This is a genomic window from Lactobacillus sp. PSON (assembly GCF_052615405.1).
Genome location: NZ_JBQXFW010000006.1, coordinates 235992 through 257089 on the forward strand (window position 1 = coordinate 235992; position 21098 = coordinate 257089).

General features: G+C 30.2%; 16 protein-coding genes. 10 read left to right on the plus strand and 6 right to left on the minus strand.

What is annotated here, in order from left to right; translation table 11 throughout:
* Positions 1-2: 2 nt before the first annotated feature.
* The 3 genes from ACTHPI_RS06845 to ACTHPI_RS06855 are packed head-to-tail and all read left to right on the plus strand — an operon-like array spanning position 3 to position 2494.
* Positions 3-848 (plus strand): hypothetical protein, encoded by an 846-nt coding sequence (locus ACTHPI_RS06845; RefSeq protein ID WP_445353421.1) that lies wholly within the window; start codon positions 3-5, stop codon positions 846-848.
* A 10-nt stretch (positions 849-858) separates the two neighbouring features.
* Positions 859-1692, plus strand: a complete 834-nt coding sequence (locus tag ACTHPI_RS06850) for a hypothetical protein (RefSeq protein WP_445353422.1) — start codon at positions 859-861, stop codon at positions 1690-1692.
* Between the two features lie 10 nt (positions 1693-1702).
* Positions 1703-2494 carry a hypothetical protein gene (locus ACTHPI_RS06855; RefSeq protein WP_445353423.1) on the plus strand — a complete coding sequence of 264 codons (792 nt, stop codon included), beginning with the start codon at positions 1703-1705 and terminating at the stop codon, positions 2492-2494.
* Positions 2495-2617: 123 nt separating this feature from the next.
* On the opposite strand, the gene ACTHPI_RS06860 is transcribed toward ACTHPI_RS06855, so the two are convergent.
* The gene (locus ACTHPI_RS06860) at positions 2618-2803 is read right to left on the minus strand and encodes an LBP_cg2779 family protein (protein ID WP_445353424.1); all 186 of its coding nucleotides are present in this window, start codon (positions 2801-2803) and stop codon (positions 2618-2620) included.
* Between the two features lie 66 nt (positions 2804-2869).
* On the minus strand, positions 2870-3439 hold the full coding sequence (gene lepB, locus ACTHPI_RS06865) for a signal peptidase I (RefSeq protein ID WP_445353425.1): 570 nt from the start codon (positions 3437-3439) through the stop codon (positions 2870-2872).
* 85 nt (positions 3440-3524) lie between these two features.
* On the opposite strand from lepB, the gene ACTHPI_RS06870 reads away from it, so the two are divergent.
* The 3 genes from ACTHPI_RS06870 to ACTHPI_RS06880 are packed head-to-tail and all read left to right on the plus strand — an operon-like array spanning position 3525 to position 6598.
* Positions 3525-4265 carry an SAM-dependent methyltransferase gene (locus tag ACTHPI_RS06870; RefSeq protein ID WP_445353426.1) on the plus strand — a complete coding sequence of 247 codons (741 nt, stop codon included), beginning with the start codon at positions 3525-3527 and terminating at the stop codon, positions 4263-4265.
* The gene (locus ACTHPI_RS06875) at positions 4255-5220 is read left to right on the plus strand and encodes a hypothetical protein (protein ID WP_445353427.1); all 966 of its coding nucleotides are present in this window, start codon (positions 4255-4257) and stop codon (positions 5218-5220) included. The genes ACTHPI_RS06870 and ACTHPI_RS06875 overlap by 11 nt, the downstream gene beginning before the upstream one ends.
* Positions 5213-6598 carry an RsmB/NOP family class I SAM-dependent RNA methyltransferase gene (locus ACTHPI_RS06880; protein WP_445353428.1) on the plus strand — a complete coding sequence of 462 codons (1386 nt, stop codon included), beginning with the start codon at positions 5213-5215 and terminating at the stop codon, positions 6596-6598. Before ACTHPI_RS06875 ends, ACTHPI_RS06880 begins: the two co-directional genes overlap by 8 nt.
* A gap of 30 nt (positions 6599-6628) precedes the next feature.
* Here ACTHPI_RS06880 and fni read toward each other — a convergent pair whose 3' ends face one another.
* From fni to mvk, 4 genes are read right to left on the minus strand one after another with little or no spacing between them, the layout of a single operon-like run.
* Complete coding sequence (fni, locus tag ACTHPI_RS06885) at positions 6629-7645, minus strand: type 2 isopentenyl-diphosphate Delta-isomerase (RefSeq protein WP_445353429.1); 1017 nt, start codon at positions 7643-7645, stop codon at positions 6629-6631.
* 17 nt (positions 7646-7662) lie between these two features.
* Positions 7663-8742, minus strand: coding sequence for a phosphomevalonate kinase (locus ACTHPI_RS06890; protein ID WP_445353430.1), 1080 nt, complete (start codon positions 8740-8742; stop codon positions 7663-7665).
* Positions 8743-8784: 42 nt separating this feature from the next.
* Positions 8785-9741 carry a diphosphomevalonate decarboxylase gene (gene mvaD, locus ACTHPI_RS06895; RefSeq protein ID WP_445353431.1) on the minus strand — a complete coding sequence of 319 codons (957 nt, stop codon included), beginning with the start codon at positions 9739-9741 and terminating at the stop codon, positions 8785-8787.
* Entirely contained in the window at positions 9741-10649 is a 909-nt protein-coding gene (mvk, locus tag ACTHPI_RS06900) for a mevalonate kinase (protein ID WP_445353432.1), read from the minus strand. Before mvk ends, mvaD begins: the two co-directional genes overlap by 1 nt.
* 83 nt (positions 10650-10732) lie before the next feature.
* On the opposite strand from mvk, the gene ACTHPI_RS06905 reads away from it, so the two are divergent.
* From ACTHPI_RS06905 to ACTHPI_RS06920, 4 genes are read left to right on the plus strand one after another with little or no spacing between them, the layout of a single operon-like run.
* Positions 10733-14206, plus strand: a complete 3474-nt coding sequence (locus tag ACTHPI_RS06905) for a PD-(D/E)XK nuclease family protein (RefSeq protein ID WP_445353433.1) — start codon at positions 10733-10735, stop codon at positions 14204-14206.
* Positions 14206-17781, plus strand: a complete 3576-nt coding sequence (gene addA / locus ACTHPI_RS06910; protein WP_445353434.1) for a helicase-exonuclease AddAB subunit AddA — start codon at positions 14206-14208, stop codon at positions 17779-17781. The genes ACTHPI_RS06905 and addA overlap by 1 nt, the downstream gene beginning before the upstream one ends.
* Before the next feature lie 27 nt (positions 17782-17808).
* Entirely contained in the window at positions 17809-20616 is a 2808-nt protein-coding gene (locus tag ACTHPI_RS06915; RefSeq protein WP_445353435.1) for a helicase C-terminal domain-containing protein, read from the plus strand.
* Positions 20585-21082: a hypothetical protein gene (locus ACTHPI_RS06920; protein WP_445353436.1), complete on the plus strand. Its 498-nt coding sequence runs from the start codon at positions 20585-20587 to the stop codon at positions 21080-21082. The genes ACTHPI_RS06915 and ACTHPI_RS06920 overlap by 32 nt, the downstream gene beginning before the upstream one ends.
* Positions 21083-21098 lie beyond the last annotated feature (16 nt).

Consider the following 21098-nt stretch of genomic DNA (forward strand, 5'->3'; position numbering starts at 1 on the left):
TTATGACAAAGTCATGGACTTTATTTAAGCAATTATTCAAACAAAAATCTAAATCAGTATATTTGTTGATTATTATTCAATTAATTGCGGCTTTTGTAATAACTGCGTTTGGAATATTTAATTCTGGTGAAATGAATCATGCTGAATTTATTGGTGTAGCAATGCATAATAAGTTGTTAATTTATATGATTACATTTGTCATAGGCTTTTTAGTACTTAGTATTTTTACCAGTTTTGCTTATTTTATTATGACGAGTTGGAAAAATGAAAAAATCAATCGAAGCCAAACTTGGCAACTTATTCCAATAAATTCTGAGAAGTTATACATAATAAATACATTATCATCATTTTTATCATTTATTTATCTATGTGTGCTACAAGCTTTAGTTGGAATCATTGGAGCTATTATTTTTTATGTAGGATCTAATGAATTTCGAAAAGGAATAGCAGAATTAATTACTGTGATGAATAAAGAACATGTATGGTCACAAATTGATTGGAAATTAATTTGTGAAGAAGCTGTTTTAGTTCTTTTGCTGGGTCTTGCTTGGTATATAACTGTTAGCTTTTATCACTTTATTACTCGAACAATTATTGACTTTTTACCTGATAAAGCTGCAAGATTAACAGCTATTATAGTGAGAGTTGTGATGCTAGTATTAGTTATTTGGCTTTTAATTCAATTCTTAAATATAACTTCTGCAATGTATGAAAGTCGCTTTATCAATACAAATTTTGGAACTGATATGGAAGCTGCAGTTGTTGACTTTTTGTTATTCGATATTATTTTTGGAGGAATAAATATCGTTTTATTTAAGAAGTTCGTTGAAGCCAAAGGGAATAGATAGGAGTTAAGATATGACTGATTTTAAATCAGTTTTTAAGCAAATATTCAATCAAAAGAAAAAATATATTTATCTGGTATTGTTGGTTCAATTATTTGCTGTAGTTTTTATGACTGTTTCAACTCTTATTCAAGTACATGGACATCTGGTTACTGATAATTGGGTTGTAAGCTTTTGGGGGCCATCATCTACATTATGGACAATTCCTAGTACATGGGGATTTATTACAACAGGAGTTGCTGACTTAACATTAGTTGGGTTATTGGCATTTGATAGTCAAAAAATTAATATGAGTCAAACATGGCATTTAATGCCGAGTTCAAATGTTAAATTATATTTAAGTAATTTATTTACTAATTTACTTAGTTGTTTGTATCTTTTTGTTATACAAATTGTAGTTTTAAGTATTTTAGCATTATGTATTGGAATATCTGTTCATGAGGACTTTGCTTATGATATTAAGGCTATATCAAGTAATCTAGCTACTAATCCAGATATTCAAGGATTTTTAGATTTTGGATGTCTTATATTATTAATAGCAATTTTAGCATATACTACATTCACTTTTATTGATTTAATTAATTTAGCATCATATGGAATTATAAATAATTTACCCGTTAAAAGCACCAAATATGTTAGATGGCTTGTAATAGCTATTTTAGTTATATTTGCAACTTATATTTATATATTATGTGATGGACAGATTCGTAATGTTTTAAGCTTTAATAGTGTTTCAGAACCATTGTGGATAACAGATTTAGAAGTGTTTGTATGTGGTTTAATTTGTATGATTTTTAATATAATATTAATCAACAAGTATGTAGAACCCAAAATAGTAAATAGATAGGAGGATATGAGTGGTAAATTTCTTAGCTATTACTAAGCAAATGTTTAAACAAAAAAGTAAATTTGTATATTTAGTATGGATTGTTCAGTTTATTGCCATTTTAGCTTTATTAGCTTTTAATATTCAAGCTAAAGCTATGGGAACATTTCAAGAATTATTATATTCTGATACAATTCTTTCAACTGTGTTTTTTGATGTAATATTTTTAGGAATAATGTGCTGGCAAAATGAAAAGATAAATTTAAGTCAAACTTGGCGACAAATTCCGATTTCTAGCACTAAATTTTACCTTGCAAATATTATGTCAACTTTAATGTGTTGTATGTATCTTTTTGTGGTTCAAATTATAGCTAATCTTATTGTAACTATTCCAAAATCTACAATGGTTTTCAATGATTTGATTGGATATGTTGATTATCCTTTTAATTTTTGGGGTAGAGCAGTAATATTTGGATTGTTTTTAGTATTAATTGTTATTACTATTTCAATGTTTGTTAGTTTTACTAATTTTTCAACTAGAGTTATTGTTGACTTTTTGCCAGTTAAAAATACTACATGGGTAAAAATGTTAGTAATGGGAATTCTAGTTATAATTGGTGTGTATGTGGGAATGCAGATTAATGATCATTTTACTAATTTTATGATGACTAAGTTTACAGATTCTGTAATGGTACATTCAAATATTAGAGAAGTTGGGTCAATGCAAGTAACTGACATTGAGTTAGCTATAATTAGTTTGATTTTAGGAAGTTTGAATATTTGGTTGATTAATAAATTTGTTGAAACTAAAGTTAAAAATTAGAAAAAAGAATTGCTAAAAAAAGCAATTCTTTTTTGATAAAACGCAGCTTTAATAGGTTGTTACTAAATTATAAAAATAAAATAAAATAAAAACCCTTTCAAAAATTTCGAAAGGGTTTAACAACTAATGATTAGCTGCCATATAATCATATAACTGATTTACTTCTTCAGCAGTAAATTCACCATCGCCAACTTTCATTGAGTGAACTTTTTCCACTGAAAGATGACTAGCAAATGCTAAGTCAGTATCATTAACATGATGTTTAACTTGATAGTCAATAATAGCATTAGATAAATCTTCTTGGTTCATATTGAAAATCTCCTTACAAGTTAATTCTAACTAAAAACTCTAAAAAGTAAAAGATTTAAGTCAATTTTAAAATGTACGAATTTGATTGAATGGCCAGTAACGAAGTTTTACCTCACCAATTAAAGCACTTCGTTTTACAAAACCAAAATATCGTGAATCTTTTGAAACATCGCGGTGATCACCCATTACGAAGTAGCTATCTTTAGGCACACGCTTTTTCAAAGTGAAATTATTTGTATATAATTCACCTTCTTTATGGGCTTCTTCTTGTAATGCATTATGTAGATATGGCTCAGAAATTTGTTTACCATTAATGTACATTTTATCATTTTTAGAAGTTACCATATCTCCCGGCATACCAATGATACGCTTGATATAAAGTGCATTCTTTTGATCTGGTGCTTTCAAAATGACAACATCGTTTCTTTCAGGCTTAAAATGTCTTACTGCAATTAACCTATCATTGTTTTCAAAAGTAGGTTGCATAGAAGGACCTGAAACAGTTTCATTTGATAAGACAAAACTAAATACAAGATAGTAAATGCCAATCAAAATGGCAAACATAATGACAACGTCTAGTATAAATTTACCTAGACTTTCGTCTTCTTCATTCTTTTTATTTGATTTTTTTGTCATAAAACCTCTCCTTATATCATACTGTTTATTATTATAACTGATTTATTGGCAAGTGAATGGTAAAATCATTTATAGGTATTAAGAAATGACAAAATTTATAGAAAAACTAAACACAATTAATCAAAAAATAGATAATAGAATAGTACAAGAGCAAGTAGATGAGATAAATAAAATAGTAGAAACTGTTGCTAAAAAGCAGGTTCTAATGCAAGCTCCGTGTCGTTTAGGATTGTATCCTGATGAGATAGAAGAAATAGCAAAGGATAATGATTCTAATAGTGTAAGAATTATTAACAATATGTTAAATAGTGTGAGACAATTTTTATCACTAAAATTTGGAATCTGGTCCTTGCCTAATTTAACTACGGCAAAATTAATCAAACAGGAATTTAAAGTTGAAACTTGTGTAGAGATTATGGCGGGAAATGCATATTGGACTAAAGCTTTGAATGAAGTGGGTATTCAAACAATAGCTACAGATTCATTGGAATGGGCTAAAACTTCTTCGACAGGACAGAATCAAATTTTCAATGTTGAAAATTTAAATGCTGCAGATGCAATAAAAAAGTATAACAAAGTAGATTTAATACTATGTGCATGGTCGCCAAATTTTGGAAAAAGTGATTTAGAAGTAATAGATACATGGCGTAAATATAATCCTCAAGCTCGTTTATTATTTATTGGTGAAAAAAATGGAGCAACTAATTCACCAGAATTTTGGAAATTAACCCACTTTAAAAAAACTCCAGAACTTGCTAAAATTAATCAGTCCTTTATTAGTTATGATTTTATAGATGAAAAGATATTTGAAGTAGATGAATTATAAAAAGATATTATTATTGTTTACCATATTTTTGTGCCTTTTAGGAATTGGAGCCGTATTATCTAATGTTCAATCAAGAGAAGCGAATCAGTTGTTAGAAGCTCACGGTCTTAGTAACAATACTCGATATATTGATATTGATAATAATCAAAGTGTTGAAGATTTTTTAAAATATTTAGATAAAGCATATCACAATAAGAAAATTCAATTACATTTAGATAATAAAATTCAAAAGAATCAAGTTTTAGTATGGGCTAATCATAGTGTGATTACTGTTCCAACAGAAAGTGGACGGTACTTTGTTCCTGATGATTTTAAGGGACAAGTGTCATTTGCAATTTTAGGACCAGATACTAAGATAAAAACATTACATGCTCAATCTAATAGTTACGTTCTTTGGAATAAGAGATATTATTCTGTTATTGGTAGTTTAAAGCACTATCATCAGATGGACCAAACTAAGTACTATTTAAGTACTGGTATAAATCAGCCAACTGCCAAAGAAAAACTTAAGAATTATCGCATTGTTATTGATAGCAATAATAAAACAATTAATCAAATTGCTAAGCATTACCATACTTCAGTTCATATACCAGAATTTGTTAAGAAACACCAGATTCATCGTTTATCAGTAATCAATGAAATTCTTATGATTATTGGATATTGGATTGTAATTGGAATCTGTAATATGATTCTTGCACTTGTGAATTGGCGTCAAGTTAGAAGAACTAATTTGCGCGGAAGTTTAATGAAAAATTGGCTAGTCAACAGGAGTTTAAGATTATTATTAGCAGAAGGTTTAATTACATTAACTGCATATTGCTTTTTATGCTGGCGAGCATTTTTCTCAAAAACTGACCATTTAATTGAATTACTTATTATAAGTTTTATTGTGATGATTTTAAGTTATGGTTTTGAAATTATTATTTTAAAGAGAAGGGAAAATATCCGTGCTTAATTTACCTATTGAATTTAAAGAAAAATATCAAAATTTGCTTGGAACAACAAAAGCACAAGAAATGTTTGATGCTATGAATGAAAATAGCAAAAAAGCATTTCGAATTAATCTTTTGAAAAGTCCAAATGTTTCATATCCTTTAAATAAAAAAATTCCTGATATAAAAAATGGCTATTATGGTGAAATTTCAGGAAATGACCCTGAATGGGTAAGTGGAAGTGTTTATTCACAAGATCCATCCGCAATGTTTCCAGCACATATTGCACAAATAAAACCAGGTGAGAAAGTACTGGATTTATGTGCAGCTCCTGGTGGAAAAAGTACAGGTCTTGGGGAACAATTAGCAGGCGAAGGAATTCTTGTAGCGAACGAAATTTCTAATACTAGAGCAAAAATTTTAAGAGAAAATATTGAACGATGGGGCATTACAAATGCATTAGTAACTAATGCAAGTCCAGATGAATTAGTACCATATTTTACGCAATTTTTTGATAAAATTTTAGTAGATGCACCATGTAGTGGAGAAGGGATGTTTAGAAAAAATCCAGAAGCAATTGAATACTGGTCTGCCGACTATGTGCAAACTTGTAAAACACGACAACAAGAAATTTTAAATGCTGCTGTCAAAATGTTAGTTCCTGGTGGTCAATTAATTTACTCAACTTGCACTTTTTCGCCTGAGGAAGATGAACACATTGTTCAATGGTTAGTTGATACTTATGATATGCAAATTTTACCAATAGAAAATGTAGCTTCGAATAAAATAAGTCATGGAAATCCTGAATGGAGTAATGGAAATCCAGACTTAACTAAAACGCTCCGCTTTTGGCCCCAAGATAATTTAGGGGAAGGACAATTTGCAGCATTACTTAAATTGCCAGAAAATGAAGTAGAAGTTAAATCAGCTTCAAAGAAAAGAAAAAGAAAAAAGAATCCAAATTCTTTATCTAATTCAGATAAAGAATTAATTGATAAAGTTTTAAGTAAATTTGCATTACCTTCAAGTATTTCTAATTGGAAAAAAACAGCTTTAGTCAGAAATGATCATGTATTTATCCCAGTAATAAATCCTACAAAAATTAAGGGATTAAAGATATTAAATAATGGGGTAGAGTTAGGCATTTTAAAGAAGAATCGTTTTGAACCAGGACATCAGCTTGCAGAAGTTTTAGGACAGCTTGAACAACAAGAAGTAATTGAATTAACTACTCAAGATGAATTTTTAAGCTATTTACATGGAGAAACAATTCAGGTTAACAGTTCTCTGAAAGGCTTTGTATTAGTAAGCTATAAGGATATGATTTTTAGTTTTGGTAAAATTGCAGGAAAAACTCTTAAAAACTTTTATCCTAAAGGACTAAGAATTTTAAATAAATAAAAACAGCCTTATTAAGGCTGTTTTTATTTGCTAAACGATTTGATCAATTATATTTTTTAATGGTAAGTCATAGTAGCTTTTAATTTGCTGTAATTCATCTAAATTATTACAACCATAAATGGCAACTAGACCAGCTAATTCTTTTTTCCAAGCGTGAATTTCTTCAAAAAGTCCATCTTCACCATTTTTTAGATATTCTTGCAAAAAAGTATTAGCAATACCGACGTATTTTCCGCCTAGTACAAGGCCTTTTAAAACATCTAGTGGATTACGCACCCCGCCTGAAACAATAAATTCTAGACCCAATTTTTGCGCTTTTAAAGCAGTTATTACTGTAGGAAGTCCCAAATCTTCAAGATAAGAAACATCTCGCTTATTTCTGCCATTTTCAATTTCAGCAAAATTTGTTCCGCCACTGCCGGCAACGTCTATTAATTCAATATTAATATTTTGTAAAAGTTGTAAAGCAGAGGTGTCTATGCCAAAACCAACTTCCTTTACTATAATTGGAACCGTAATTTTTTGTCTGAGCTCTCTGATATTTTCAATCCACTTAAAATTTCGGTCACCCTCTGGCATAGATATTTCTTGAACTGTATTAATGTGAATTTGCAAAGCATCTGCTTGTAGTTCATTAACAATTGTTTGGGCATTTTTAACAGGTGTTAGTGGATTCACATTAGCAATTAGTATACCATCTGGATTCTCTTCACGAGCAACATAAAAGCTATCTAATTGTTCATGCTCACTTACTAAAATACTAGCTGATCCAAGTGACATAGCAATGTTTTCACGAGCTGCTACTTTAGCTAGCGCTTTATTAACTTGGTAAGATTTTTTTGAGCCACCAGTCATTGCATTTATAAAAAATGGGGCAGAAATATTTTTATTAAACATTTCTGTTTTGATTGAATCAATATCTACTACAGTTTCTGGGAGAGCAGGCCGTAGTAAGTGCATTTGATCAAAACTATTTTTCTTTTTTTCATCAAAAAACATCTGGGCTAATGCCAGATGTTCTTCTTTTCTTTTAGATCTAATTGACATAAGTACCTTTTTGTTAATTAATAAAAAGTTATTTGATGAACATGAAAATTCAAAGGAAGAATACCATTGTTCTTCCATTCTTTTTCTAATGCATTGGCATCAGTATGATCATCCATAATCACAATTCCACAATCACCATTTCCAGCACCGGAAGTTTTGGCAGCACCGCCAAAGTTTTCCGCAATATTGATTAATTTAGATAAACGTGGAATTTCGATGGCAATTTGATTGATTTTTGCAAAATGTTGTAAAAGACTACGGTTTATACGGATTTGTTTTTGAATAGTTGCAATATCGTTTTTTTCAAAACCAGCTATCATCTTTAATACACATTCGCGTGAATTAATAAGAAACTTTTGATATTCATTATTTAAAAGTTTTTTATTAGCATTAGTTTCATCAACTAAACGAGAAGTTGAAGCAGGTTGTTGACTCCAACCAATTAAAAGTTTCATCCCTTCAGGAGGAGTCAATAACTGTACCTTGAGACCAGGCCAAGCTTCATTTACAACCTCTGATAATGATTTATACTTCAATTCATGTTTAAGCCAGTTCTTATCAAAAGTTTGATAAGCAAGCCAACCACCATAAACGCTAGCTGCAATATCACCTGCACTACCGTTGCCTTGAACTGAATAATGCGAAATAGCAGAAAGCTTGTAAATCAATTCATTATCGAGTTCTACACCATAAAAACGCAAAATAGCCTTTACTACAGCAACAGTAACAGCAGCGCTAGAGCCTAAACCGTACTTTTTACCATCTGCTGAATCAAGATCAGAATTAACATGTAAATCATAAACATTCATAGGAATGTTTTGTTCAATACAATATTGTTCTGTATAAGAAATAGCAGACAAAATATATTCAAATGGATTGTCTCTGTTATCAATTACCATTTTGGATCCTTGACGTACCCAATGAATGGAATCTTGTGAATATTGTTTAGAGTGGATAAGACCAGTACCTGTTTGATTCTCAGTGATTGAAACACGTACAAATTGATCCACTGCAACCAAAATTGCAGGACAATCTTGTTCTAAAACTGCATATTCTCCGGCAACATATAATTTTCCGGGGGCTTTTTCTGTTATCAAAAGATTTTAATCCTCTAATCTAATTAAGCTTTAATACAATAATTAATCCAAATATGAAACTCCTGGACCAAAACTTGCATCGACTATAGTAACATTATTAAAACAAGACTCAAAGCGTTCTTTGATATCTTTTACATTTCTTAACTGACAAAGGACCTTCACATTTGGTCCAGCATCTATTGTGTAATAACATTCAATACCTTGCTTGCGCAAATCTTCAACCAGCTTAATTGCCTTAATGGTATCGGGTTCGAAATAAGTAAAGGGAGGTTGGGCTGACAAATTAATTGCGTGCATTTCACTAGCATTTAATTCGGCTAAACTACCCAATTTAGTAAAATCTGCATCTTTAATCGCTTGGACCATTTCTTGCAATTCAAAATCATTTCTTTGAATCCATGGTTTGAAAAAAGGTGAAGTTTGAGCAAGTTTCATCCCTTTAGTAGATGAAACAGATTTTTTGTTTTTATTCAACTCAATTGCTAATAGATGTAAATCCATGTTAGGTTTTTCATCTAAAGCATAAGCAAAAGAAGAATCATCAGTCCCCTTTTGCCAAATAGCAAATCCACCATAAATTGAACGACTTGCAGAACCAGATCCCATTCGGGCTAAGCGTGAAAGGTCTTTTTTGTCAACATTAATATTATAATAAGCGCAAAAAGCACTTGCAAGTGCAGCAAATGCAGAACTAGAAGAGGCAAGACCAGCAGAAGTAGGGACGTGATTAACTGAAGAGATAGTAAAGTTATCTTTAATTTCAAATTTAGTCTTTAGCATATCCAAATATGAAAAGACACGTTTACTAGCTTCAAAATCCTGTTTTTTACCATTTAAATAAAATGAATTCTGCTCGGCTGCTTCAATGGAAGTATCAGTATAAAACTTATCAAGTGTCATTGAAAGACTAGACATCAGCGGTAAACGTAATTTAGGGTCTTTTTTACCCCAATACTTGATAAGGGCAATATTAGTATGAGCTCGTACAGTTTTTTTCATTAAATTTCCTCAATCCAATATCCGTTAATTAAATTAGAACTTTCAGCAGCAATTTTTTTAGCTATTTCTTGATTATCACAAAGAGCAAGGACGATACCGCCTAAACCACCACCAGAGAATTTAAACCCAAGGGCACCGTTTTTAAGAGCAACTTTTTGTAATTGTTCTATGCGCTTGGTTGCTAAGCCAAAACTTGCTAAAATATCTTCGGCTTCATTAAAGTATTGACCAATAGCTTTTCTATCTTGTTTATGCCAAGAATCCATTGTTAAGTCAGCAAGTTCACCTAAGCGCTCAATTTTTTTATTTGCTTCGATATTAGTTTCAAGTTGCTTTCTAACCATTCCCACAGCTTCTTTAGTATTACCAAGTTCGCCTGTATCCATTATAAGAAGTGTAGCATTTAATTTTTCTTCAAGCTTTTGTGGACCATCTTCTTTATTAAAAAATACCAAGTAATCAGAGTTCACGGTTGCTGCATCAAGTCCGGAAGCTTTACCATGATTAATCATTTCAGCATGATTAGTGATTTCCATAATTTTTGCTTCTGGTAAGTTTAATTGATAAAATTTATCCATTGCGCATGTTGTTGCTAGAGCTACAGTTGCACTTGAACCAAATCCTCTTTCCATAGGAATTTCACCAGTGTAAGTAACTTTAATAGGAGCTTTAGATTTAGCTAAATCCATCATAGTTTTAACTACATATTTAAGTCCATCATAGTTATTAGGTGCTTCAAAAAATGGACCATGATAGTTTGCAGTATCCATCCAAGTTTCATCAGATTTTTCAACATCAGCTTGAATATGTAAGGCTGTGATTGGCATGGCTAGAGCATTCATTCCGTAAACGACAGAATGCTCTCCAATCAATATAACTTTTCCATGAGCTAAGAAACTTGACTTCATATTTTTAACCATCCTTAAATGAGATTTAAAATTTAAAAAGGCACTCTTATGCTAAAATTAAAAACACAAGGAGCCGAGAACAAATGATTAAATTTATAACTGGTCGACAAACTGACCCATTACAAGAAAAAATTCTGGAAGAAGCTGTAGAAAACTACAAAAAAAATCCAGAATCCGAAACTTTTATCATCGTTCCAAACCATATTAAGTTTACCACAGAAGTTAGGGCAATTAACAAACTTGCTGTTTCAAATAATGAATCTGAAGCTTCTGTTAAGAATTTGCAAGTATTATCGTTTTCACGTTTGGCCTGGTTTTTCTTAAAGGAAGCTGAGGAAGGCTTACCAACTCAGCTTGATGATGCAGCAAGTGCGATGCTTTTAGAAAAAATTATAAATAACAAACGAAATGAATTAGAATTATTTAAAAACGTTAATATTAATACAGGATTAGTCAAACAAATTTATCAAAGTATTTTGCAAATCCATGATGGTAATTTGGATTTAGATGAAATTGATGAAACTGTCTTAGATTTGGAAACTAAAAGTAAAATTCATGATTTAAGAATTATTTATGCAGCGTTTTTAGAAGAAATTGCAGGTAAGTTTTCTACTAAAAATGAAGTTGAATTTCAATTAAATGAACTTTTAGCTGATAAAAAAGAAGAGTTAAAAGATAAAAGTTTTTATTTTGTTAATTTCTCCCATTTTTCTTTGCAAGAAGGATTAACAATTAAATTATTGATGAAATATGCCAAAAGTGTAACAATTGCTTTTAAAACAAAAAATGGAGAAGTTACTCCTGATTCTGAAGCAGGAGATTATGATTATGTTATCCAAAAAACTATCAGCCGATTAAGTTATTATCTTCAAAAGGAAGATATTGATTATTCTATTGAGCAAGTAGAAGTTACACCTAATCCATCTAAGCGTGAAATATTAAATGGAGTGTGGACACAAACATTACCTAAACCAGAAGAATTAAATCAAGTTCAATTAGTTAAAGCTGATTCTAGATATGCTGAAGCGTATTTTGTTGCGCATACTATATATCAGCAAGTTGCTTTGAGTAATTATCGTTATCAAGATTTTTTGATTTTAGCGCCTAATTTACACGAATATGAAACTTATTTAACTCCAATTTTGCGTCAAAATGATATTCCATTTTTCAATGATTTACAACAAGAGATGAAATATCACCCCTTAGTAGTATTAATTGAAAATTTAGCAAATTTATTAGAACATCCCTACAATACTCAAAACATAATTACGATTTTAAAAACTTGTTTAATTATTCCTGATTGGTATAAAGATCAACAAGCTTATCTTCATGATGTTGATGAGTTAGAAAACTTTGTTTTAGCCCATGGAATTAATCATCAACTATGGAAAAAGTCATTTAATTATTTTATTGATGCTGAAACAATCAAACTTGATAAAATGCCAGATGAAGTAGCAAATATTGACAAATTACGACAATTTATTATTGAAGAAATTGATAAAATGTTTCAAAAAATAAATGAAGAAGTAAATAGTCAAAAAGCTATCACTGTTTTCTTTAATTTTTTGATTCAAAATGGTGTCTCAAAAAGATTGGAAGATTGGCGTAGTATTGCTCAAAAAAATGGCGATTTGCAACAAGCTCAACAACCTGAACAAGTTTGGGATTTATTGATTACACTTTTGAAGGATTATTTATTGATTAATCCTGATGAATTTCAAAGTAAAAATTTCTTTGAAATGCTGATTAGCGGTTTTAGAGAAGCAAGTTTTTCTCAAATTCCATCCACTTTAGATGCTGTAAATATTTCTGAAATGGGAATGGTACAAGCCGATAATTATAAGCAAGTCTTTATTATTGGCGCAACTAGTAGTAATTTACCGGCTATTCAAAAAGAACCTAGCTTTTTAAGTACGGAAAATTTAAATGAATTAGCTCAAGTTTTTGATGATAATTCTTATATTGAAGATTCCCAACAATTAAATAATCTAGATCAAAGTTATCAATTTGGAATGGCCTTGGCATTAGCACAAGACAGAATATATCTATCATACCCTGTGTTAAATGCTTCAAATGAGCAATTAGAACCTTCTCTTTATTATGAAACTTTAAAAGATTATGGTGCTCCTGAAATGTGGCAGCATGATTTACCGAAGAATATACAAGATACTTTGTCATTTTTGACGAATGCTCAAGCAAGTTTAGGCTATTTAGGATATTTGGAAGCAACTAGTAATTCAAAGGTACTTGCTGATTTATTAAAATTAACTCAAGAAAAGCTTCCAGAAAAAACTGAAGCAGTTTTAAAAGCAACCGAGTTTGATAATACCCCTCAAAATATTGATAGTCAGTTAGCTCAAGCTTTATATGGGCAAAATCTAAATGCATCAGTATCGCAACTAGAAACGTTTTATCAAAATTCATATGAATATTTCTTAAATTATGGTTTAAAACTTCGAAGACGTTCTGAAAATGACTTTGATGTTATTCAAGCTGGAAATTATTTCCATGAAACCTTTGATAAATTAGTAAAAGAATTAAATCAGAGACATCTTAATTTAGCAGATATTGATAATCTTGAACTAGAAAAACTACTCTATAAAGCTAGAAGAGAAATGAAAGATGAAAGCAAATATAAACAGTTAATGAATGATCCTTTCAATCAATATCTCTTTAAATGTTTAGATCATACTACTTCAAAAGTAGCTTATAATTGGCATCGTTCAGCTAAAAAGACACCCCTACAAGCAAAATATTCAGAATTAAGTTTTGGTTTAGGAGAAAAAGTTAAAGGACTAAATTTTGAAGTTCCTAGTTTATCTGGTAATCATTATGTCAACTTACGAGGAAAAATGGACCGAGTGGATATAGCGCCAATAAATAATAATGAAGTTTTAGCTCAGGTTATTGACTATAAATCATCAGAAAAGAGCTTTGATTTGGGGATGTTTTATAGCGGTTTATCTTTGCAAATGGTTTCATATTTAGATGTTTTAGCTAAAAATGGTAAATTTTTTGCAAAGCAAGAAGAATTAAGATTATTAGGTGCGTTTTATCAAACTATTACTAGAAAAGTTGAAAAAATAAATGGTTCTAGCCTAATTAATAAAAAGTTAATGCTTAAGGATGAGCTTTTAGATACGAAGGATAAGTTAATGTATCGCGGACTTATAAATAATGATCCCGACTTATTATTAGAAGCAGATCCATTATTAGAAACAGATGATTCAAGTATTTATTATCAGGTTAAGCGTAACAGTAAGAAACTTAAATTGCCAAGTGCTAACTTTAATCAAGAAGAAATTGATTTGCTTTTAGCTTATAATGAATACCTTATTAAACAAGCTTCTAATAAGATTCTTTCAGGCAATATTGAACTGAATCCATTCCGTAAAAGCAATAATCAAAACGCATTAACATATTCTGATTATCGAGATATTTTCTTCTTTGACGCGATGCTCAAGGAAAATGAATATCATGATATTTCTACTTTAAAAAAGAATGAATTAATGTCCAAAATTAGAGATATTTTAAGCCAAGAAGGAGATGAGAATTAATGTCTTTTACTCAAGAACAACTACAGGCAATCCGAGAACAGGGAAAAGATATTTTAGTTTCTGCTTCTGCTGGTAGTGGTAAAACGACTGTTTTAACTCAGCGAGTATTAAAAGAAATAATGAATGGTAAAAGTGTTGATGAATTATTAATTGTTACTTTTACTAAAGCGGCAGCTGAAGAAATGAAAAAGCGTATTAAATCTGAATTAACTATGCGCTTAAAAGATAAAATATCAAACAAGCAAAGAAATCATTTGCGCACGCAGCTTAGTAATATTGATGCAGCCAATATTTCGACTATTGATGCTTTTTGCTTAGAAGTAATTCATCGTTTTTATTATGCGATTGATCTTGATCCTAGTTTTAGTATTTTAACAGATGATACTCAAGCTGCATTATTAAAAGAGCAAGCACTTCATGAAGTTGAGAGCCAAAAAATAGAAAATAATGATGAGAATTTTTTGGCATTTTATGATAATTTTGCTGGTGATAGGGATGCAGAAAGTGCTAGAGATTTACTATTAGATTTATATAACTTTGCAATGGCTAAGCCGGATTATCGCAAATGGCTTAAAAATTTAGCTGGTGATTATGAAATTAAAGATAATTTAGTTTCATCAAATTTATGGCAGAAAAAAATTAAGCCATATTTATTAGATGTTACAAATAATATTCAAGCAGAATTAAGAACTATTACCTCTACTTCACAATTTGAAACAAAAGAATTAGAAAATTTGCGAATTCAGTTTTTGACTTTTAAACAAAATTTATCTAACTTTATAGAGGTTTTAAATAATGATGCATCTTATAATACCCAGCGTGATATGGTAAGGCATTGCGTTTTTAATAAAAGTTTACGCATCAGTAAAAAGTGGGATGAAGATATTCAAGAAGTCTATAATTCCGCAAAAGATGTTCGCAGTAATATCCAAAGTCAAATTTATGATATTTTTACTTCATTTTTTGTGACGGATGAAGATGAACAACTTGAAGTAATTAATAAATGTCAAAAGATAGTTTCTGCAATTATTGATTCAGAACTTGCTCTGATTGATAGATTTTCTGAGCTTAAGAGAAGCCAAAATTTACTTGATTATGGTGATATGGAACAAATGGCTTATACGATTTTAAGTCAAGATACTTCTAATTCCCAGTTAGCACGAGATTTTTATCAAAATAAATTTAAAGAAATTTTGGTAGACGAATATCAGGATATTAATCCACTTCAAGAAAATATTATCCAGCTTCTTAAGCAAGAAGGAAAAAATAATCTCTTTATGGTAGGAGATGTAAAGCAATCAATATATGGTTTTCGTCAAGCGGAACCAAGCTTATTCTTGAAAAAATATCACGATTTTGGAAAAGCTAATACAAATAATGAAAGAATCTTACTTTCAGATAACTTTCGTTCAACTGAGCCTGTTACTAAAATAGTAAATACTTTTTTCAATCAAATTCTTACGCCAGATTTTGGAGGAATTGATTATCAAAAAGAAGGGCAGCTATCTTTTGGTGCAAAATATTATCCTAACCATTTAAATAAAGCAGCAGAGGTTCTTTATCATAAGAAAAATACTGATGAAAAGGAATTTTCTGAAATTCAAATGGTGATTGATCGCATAAAACAATTTAAAAAAGAAGATTTACAAGTATATGATGCTAAATTAGGATGTAATAGATCATTTAAGTATAATGATATTGCAATTTTAACTAGAAGTAGGTCGAATAATCTAGAAATTATGCAAAGATTTGGAAAAGCTGATATTCCGTTATTTGTGACAGATGCAGAAAATTACTTCCAAACCTTTGAGTTGACAATTATTATGAATTATTTGAAGATAATTGATAATCCTGACCAAGATATTCCAATTATAACTGTTTTAAGATCACCACTGTTTAATTTTACTGAAACTGATTTTGCCAAAATTAGGATTAAAAGTAAAAATAGTAGTTTTTACAATGCTCTTACTAGTTATGTTTCAAAACATGATGACTTATCTGATAGAATTAAACTCTTTTTAAATCAATTAGAAGAATTACGTATTTTCTCAGCTACTCATCGAATTTCTGATTTAATCTGGAGTATTTATGCAAAAACGAATCTACTAGAAATTATGACTGCTCTTCCAAATGGTGAACAACGTCGTGTAAATTTGGAAGCTTTATATGAAAGAGCAAATTCTTATGAAAGTGCTGGCTTTAAAGGATTGTATCAATTTATCAACTTTATTGAACGCATTCGCCGAAGCCAGAAAGACTTGAGTCAACCTCTTTTAACTAAAGAAGCAGAAAATTCGATTAAATTGATGACTATTCATGGTTCAAAGGGACTTGAATTTCCTATTGTCTTTTATCTAGGTATTGAGAAAAAGTATCAAATGAGTGATTTACGTGGTAATTATGTCATCAATCCGCAAGAAGTCGGAATTACTTTGCGCAAATCGCAATATCGCATTGATTCATTGGTTAAATCTTATGGAAATGTCGAAAAAAAGCAACAATTGCTAGAAGAAGAAGCAAGAATTTTATATGTGGCTTTAACTAGAGCAAAGCAAAAATTAATATTAGTTGGTGATATTGCTAGCTTTGATAAAAATATCAAGAAATGGCAAAATTTAAATCCTAAATCTCTGTCACATAAATTAAGTGCTAATAGTCCACTAGATTTTATTGGACCAAGTTTAAAATTAGAACAGCAATTTAGTCAAAATTTGGAAGATATTACTAGTGCTATTGATGAGAATGAAGAAATTCTATATATTAATTATAGTAATCAGCAAGCTAATGACGAAGTTATTGAAGATAAGATAGATAATGCAGAAGAAGAATCTACATTATTGATGGAAACTGCTCAGAAACTATATGATTTTAATTATCCGTTTAAAGATGCTAGTCAAACTACAGCATATCAAGCTGTTTCTGAAATAAAAAAGGCTTTCAATGATCCAATTGATACTGATTTAGAAAACTCACGTCTTATATCATCTACTAATAGATACTTGCAGCCTATCGATACTAAGCCTAATTTTTTATTTGAAACTAATTTTACTGGAGCAGAAATAGGTACAGCAACACACTTGGTTTTGCAATATTATGATTATCAAAATTCAGATGAAGCTCAGCTTGAAGAAGAGCTTAAGGAGTTAGTTTTAAAGAAAAAACTTAATCCTGAAATTATTCCAAATATTAAAAAAGATCAGATAGAGTGGTTTGTTCATAGTGATTTTGCTAAAAAGTTCTGGGAAAAGCCGGAGAACTTAAAAAGAGAAGTTGATTTTTCAAGTTTAATTTCTGCAAGTAAGTTGTTTGATAATTTTAGTGATAAAAATGCAAAAATTTTAGTACACGGTACTATTGATGGCTATTTTATTGATGAAGATGGTATTATTCTTTTTGATTATAAAACAGATCATGTTGATAAAAAGCATTTGCATGATGCAATTAATAATATTAAACAAAAATATACCGGTCAGCTTCGTCTTTATGAGCAAGCGCTTAATGGCTTTAGTGATAAAAAGGTAAAAGGCAAATATTTAATTTTGCTTGACGCTAAACAGGTAATTGAAGTTAAATAAACTTAATAAGTGAAAGGTGGTGAAATTATGGAAAACATTTTTGCAAAAGATACCTTTGCAGTAGTAGATCTTGAAACCACAGGTACTCAAAGAGAAAACGATAATCATATTATTCAGTTTGGATGTGCAATTATCAAAAATATGAAAATTGTAAAAACTTACTCTTTTATGATTAATCCACATCGTGATATTCCTCAATCAGTTCAAAATTTGACTAGAATTAGTAATGAAGATGTTAAAGGGGAGCAAGATTTTGATTACTATGCTCCAAAAATTATAAGTATTTTAAAAGATACTATTTTTGTGGCTCATAATGTTAACTTTGATTTACCATTTTTGAATTATGAATTAATGCAGCATGGTTATGAAGCTTTGACTAATAAGGCAATTGATACAGTTGAACTAGCTAAGATTGCTTTTCCAACTTTACCATCTTATAAGTTGAGCGACTTAACTGATAGGCTAGATATCAGGCACCTTAATCCTCATAAAGCTGATTCAGATGCTTATGGAACAGCGGTGTTATTACTTGATATCATTAAAAGTTTGACTAGTTTGCCTCAAGCTACCTTGAATACTTTAAGTTCTTTATCACACGGATTAGTTCGAGACACATCTTGGATAATTAACAAAATTGCAGATAGCTTAAGGCAGACTAAAAGGCCATTGGGTAAAGAGTATATGCAGGTGCGTAATATTATCTTGCAAAAACAAAATCATGCTCTAACAAGCCATGGTCAAGCTTATAAGTTTCCTAAAGATGATAATGTTAAAAAGAAGCTTTTTAAGAATCATTTACACTATCGTCAAGCTCAAGTTGATTTGATTGATCATATTCATCAATTTTTAAATCAACCAAATGAAAAAGCAATGATAGTTGAAGCCCCAAATGGAACTGGAAAAACTTTTTCATATTTATTTAGTTATGCTTATCAGCTTTATTCTGGTAGAAAATTAGTGATTGCAGCACCAACTAAAGTATTACAAGATCAAATTCTTAAACAAGAAATTCCACAAATGCTAAAAATTACTAACCTAGATTTGACAGCAGAAGTGGTGAAGTCAAGCAGTCATTATTTAGACTTGGATGGTTTTGTTCAAAGTTTATTCCAAGGAACACCTAATAAGCCAACTTTGGTTTTACAAATGCAAATCTTAGTTTGGCTTACTAAGACTAAAACAGGTGATTTAGATGAGTTAGAGTTAACTAACTATAAAGAACCATTATTTGCGCAAATTCAACACCCAGGGGATGCTAGAGTAGGAAGTCGATTTGCGGAAGTTGATTTTTGGAACTTAGCTAGACAAAAGCAAGAACAAGCAGATATTTTGGTTACAAACCATTCTTATTTAGCAAATCATTACATGGATACTATTTGGGGTCAAAATCCTTACTTAGTAATTGATGAAGCACATAGATTTACAGATAATGTCATTCTTTCTAGAAATGATGCAATGCGTTTTGAATCGTTATGGGGTGTGCTTAGTCATTTAAGAAACTTGCTCTATTTCGGAGATGATTGCATTAAAAATCAATATGGGGATGATGTTCAACTTAACTTTTTGCTTAAAAATCTTGATCCAGAAATTCTAGAATTGATTCAAGCAATTAATGAGTTGCAAAAGTCACTTTATAAACATAAAGATATGGCAATTAATAAATCTTTATTAGCTAATGGAACATTACAGTTAAGTTTTGAAGCAAGTAAGCTTTTTCCATACCGTGAACAATTTTTACAAAAATTAGAAAAGTTTTGTAAGAAATTAGAAAAAGTACGTCAAGATACTAACCAAGTATTATTCCATTTATATCATGAGCAAGATACTTCTAGTGCTGGAAATGATGCAATTCTTGGAGATATTACTGATCAAATTGATAAATTAGATTACTATACTGAAAAAAGTTATCAATTATCAGATTTAGTTTCAGATCCTTTAAATATGGATCAAGAAGGATTTGTACTAATGATTACTAATCCAGAAGATCCTCTTAGTACTAATTTAGAGTGGATGATGCTTGATGTATCACAAGAATTGAAACAAATTTACAGTCGTTTTAATCATATATTGTTTGTGAGTGCAACTTTTACAAGTGATGATAATTTTGAATTTGCAACCAAGCAATTAGCAATTAATGATTTAAGTCCTGTTTTATATGTGGGTAAGAGTACATTTGATTTTAATAAACACTTAGAAGTATTGGCAGTGACAGGGATGCCTGATCCTGCTAGTGAAGAATTTGATGAAAAAGTTGAACAAATTTTGACTAATGATTTAACTACGAAAAATCATGTTTTAGTTTTAATGACAAATCTTGATCGAATTAGGGATGTATATGTTAGAATCGTTAATAAACCTGAATTAAAAGATTTTGAAATTTTAGCACAAGGTTTATCAGGCTCTAACAATAGAATTGCTAAAAGATTTGGAATTGCTAAAAGAGCGATAATTTTAGGAGCTGATAGTTTTTGGGAAGGAATTGACTTTCATGAAAGTGGAGTTGATACTGTAATTGTTACCAAACTACCTTTTGAGTCTCCTAGTCAGCCAGAAGTCAAATTGCGACAAAAACATTTAATGAATCTTGGTGTTAATGTTTTTAAAACTGATACTTTACCAAGAGCAATTATCCGCTTTAAGCAAGGAATGGGACGATTAATTCGTGGCGAAAAAGACCATGGTCAGTTTGTGATTTTAGATTCAAGATTGTGGACCAAAGACTATGGACAAGGATTTTTAAATGCTCTTCCGGTAAAACCAGAAAAAGTAAATCTAAAGGAATTACATAAAAAATTAGAAAATTATGATCAGAGACGACACAAGACAAACCGTTAAATTTGTAGTTTGGGTAATTGTACTTGTTATTGCTTTTTATATTGCTAGTGTATTTGTTTTTTATAAAGCTGGCTCACAATCTCGTGATAATGATAAAAAAATAGCACAACTAGCAAGTCAAAAAACTCCAATTACAAATGTTCAGTCTTACTATCATTTAGATAGAGGCGTAAGCAGTTATTCACTTAAAGGAACTAGTAAAAAAGGACAAAATTATTACTTTATTTATTTACCCAAGACCAAAAAAGCTTATTTAATGCCTGCTAAAAAGGGTGTTAGTGAAAATAAAATTCAAAGTGAATTTAAAAGATTACACCCAGAACAAAATATTTCTGAAATTAATTTAGGTTGGTATAAAGGTGAGGCAGTTTGGGAAGTTGCTTCTCAAAACAAAAATAAAGAGTATAGTTACACTTTATATGAATTTAAATCAGGAAATGAAATATCAGAAGTCGCCAATCTTTAAAATCTTTGGTATGATA

Bases quoted from the DNA above. Each gene is read 5' to 3' on its own strand.
- ACTHPI_RS06845 (WP_445353421.1), top strand. From the start codon at position 3: ATGACAAAGTCATGGACTTTATTTAAGCAATTATTCAAACAAAAATCT.
- ACTHPI_RS06850 (WP_445353422.1), top strand. From the start codon at position 859: ATGACTGATTTTAAATCAGTTTTTAAGCAAATATTCAATCAAAAGAAA.
- ACTHPI_RS06860 (WP_445353424.1), bottom strand. From the start codon at position 2,803: ATGAACCAAGAAGATTTATCTAATGCTATTATTGACTATCAAGTTAAA.
- lepB (WP_445353425.1), bottom strand. From the start codon at position 3,439: ATGACAAAAAAATCAAATAAAAAGAATGAAGAAGACGAAAGTCTAGGT.
- ACTHPI_RS06870 (WP_445353426.1), top strand. From the start codon at position 3,525: ATGACAAAATTTATAGAAAAACTAAACACAATTAATCAAAAAATAGAT.
- ACTHPI_RS06875 (WP_445353427.1), top strand. From the start codon at position 4,255: ATGAATTATAAAAAGATATTATTATTGTTTACCATATTTTTGTGCCTT.
- fni (WP_445353429.1), bottom strand. From the start codon at position 7,645: ATGTCAATTAGATCTAAAAGAAAAGAAGAACATCTGGCATTAGCCCAG.
- mvaD (WP_445353431.1), bottom strand. From the start codon at position 9,741: ATGAAAAAAACTGTACGAGCTCATACTAATATTGCCCTTATCAAGTAT.
- mvk (WP_445353432.1), bottom strand. From the start codon at position 10,649: ATGAAGTCAAGTTTCTTAGCTCATGGAAAAGTTATATTGATTGGAGAG.
- ACTHPI_RS06905 (WP_445353433.1), top strand. From the start codon at position 10,733: ATGATTAAATTTATAACTGGTCGACAAACTGACCCATTACAAGAAAAA.
- addA (WP_445353434.1), top strand. From the start codon at position 14,206: ATGTCTTTTACTCAAGAACAACTACAGGCAATCCGAGAACAGGGAAAA.
- ACTHPI_RS06915 (WP_445353435.1), top strand. From the start codon at position 17,809: ATGGAAAACATTTTTGCAAAAGATACCTTTGCAGTAGTAGATCTTGAA.
- ACTHPI_RS06920 (WP_445353436.1), top strand. From the start codon at position 20,585: ATGATCAGAGACGACACAAGACAAACCGTTAAATTTGTAGTTTGGGTA.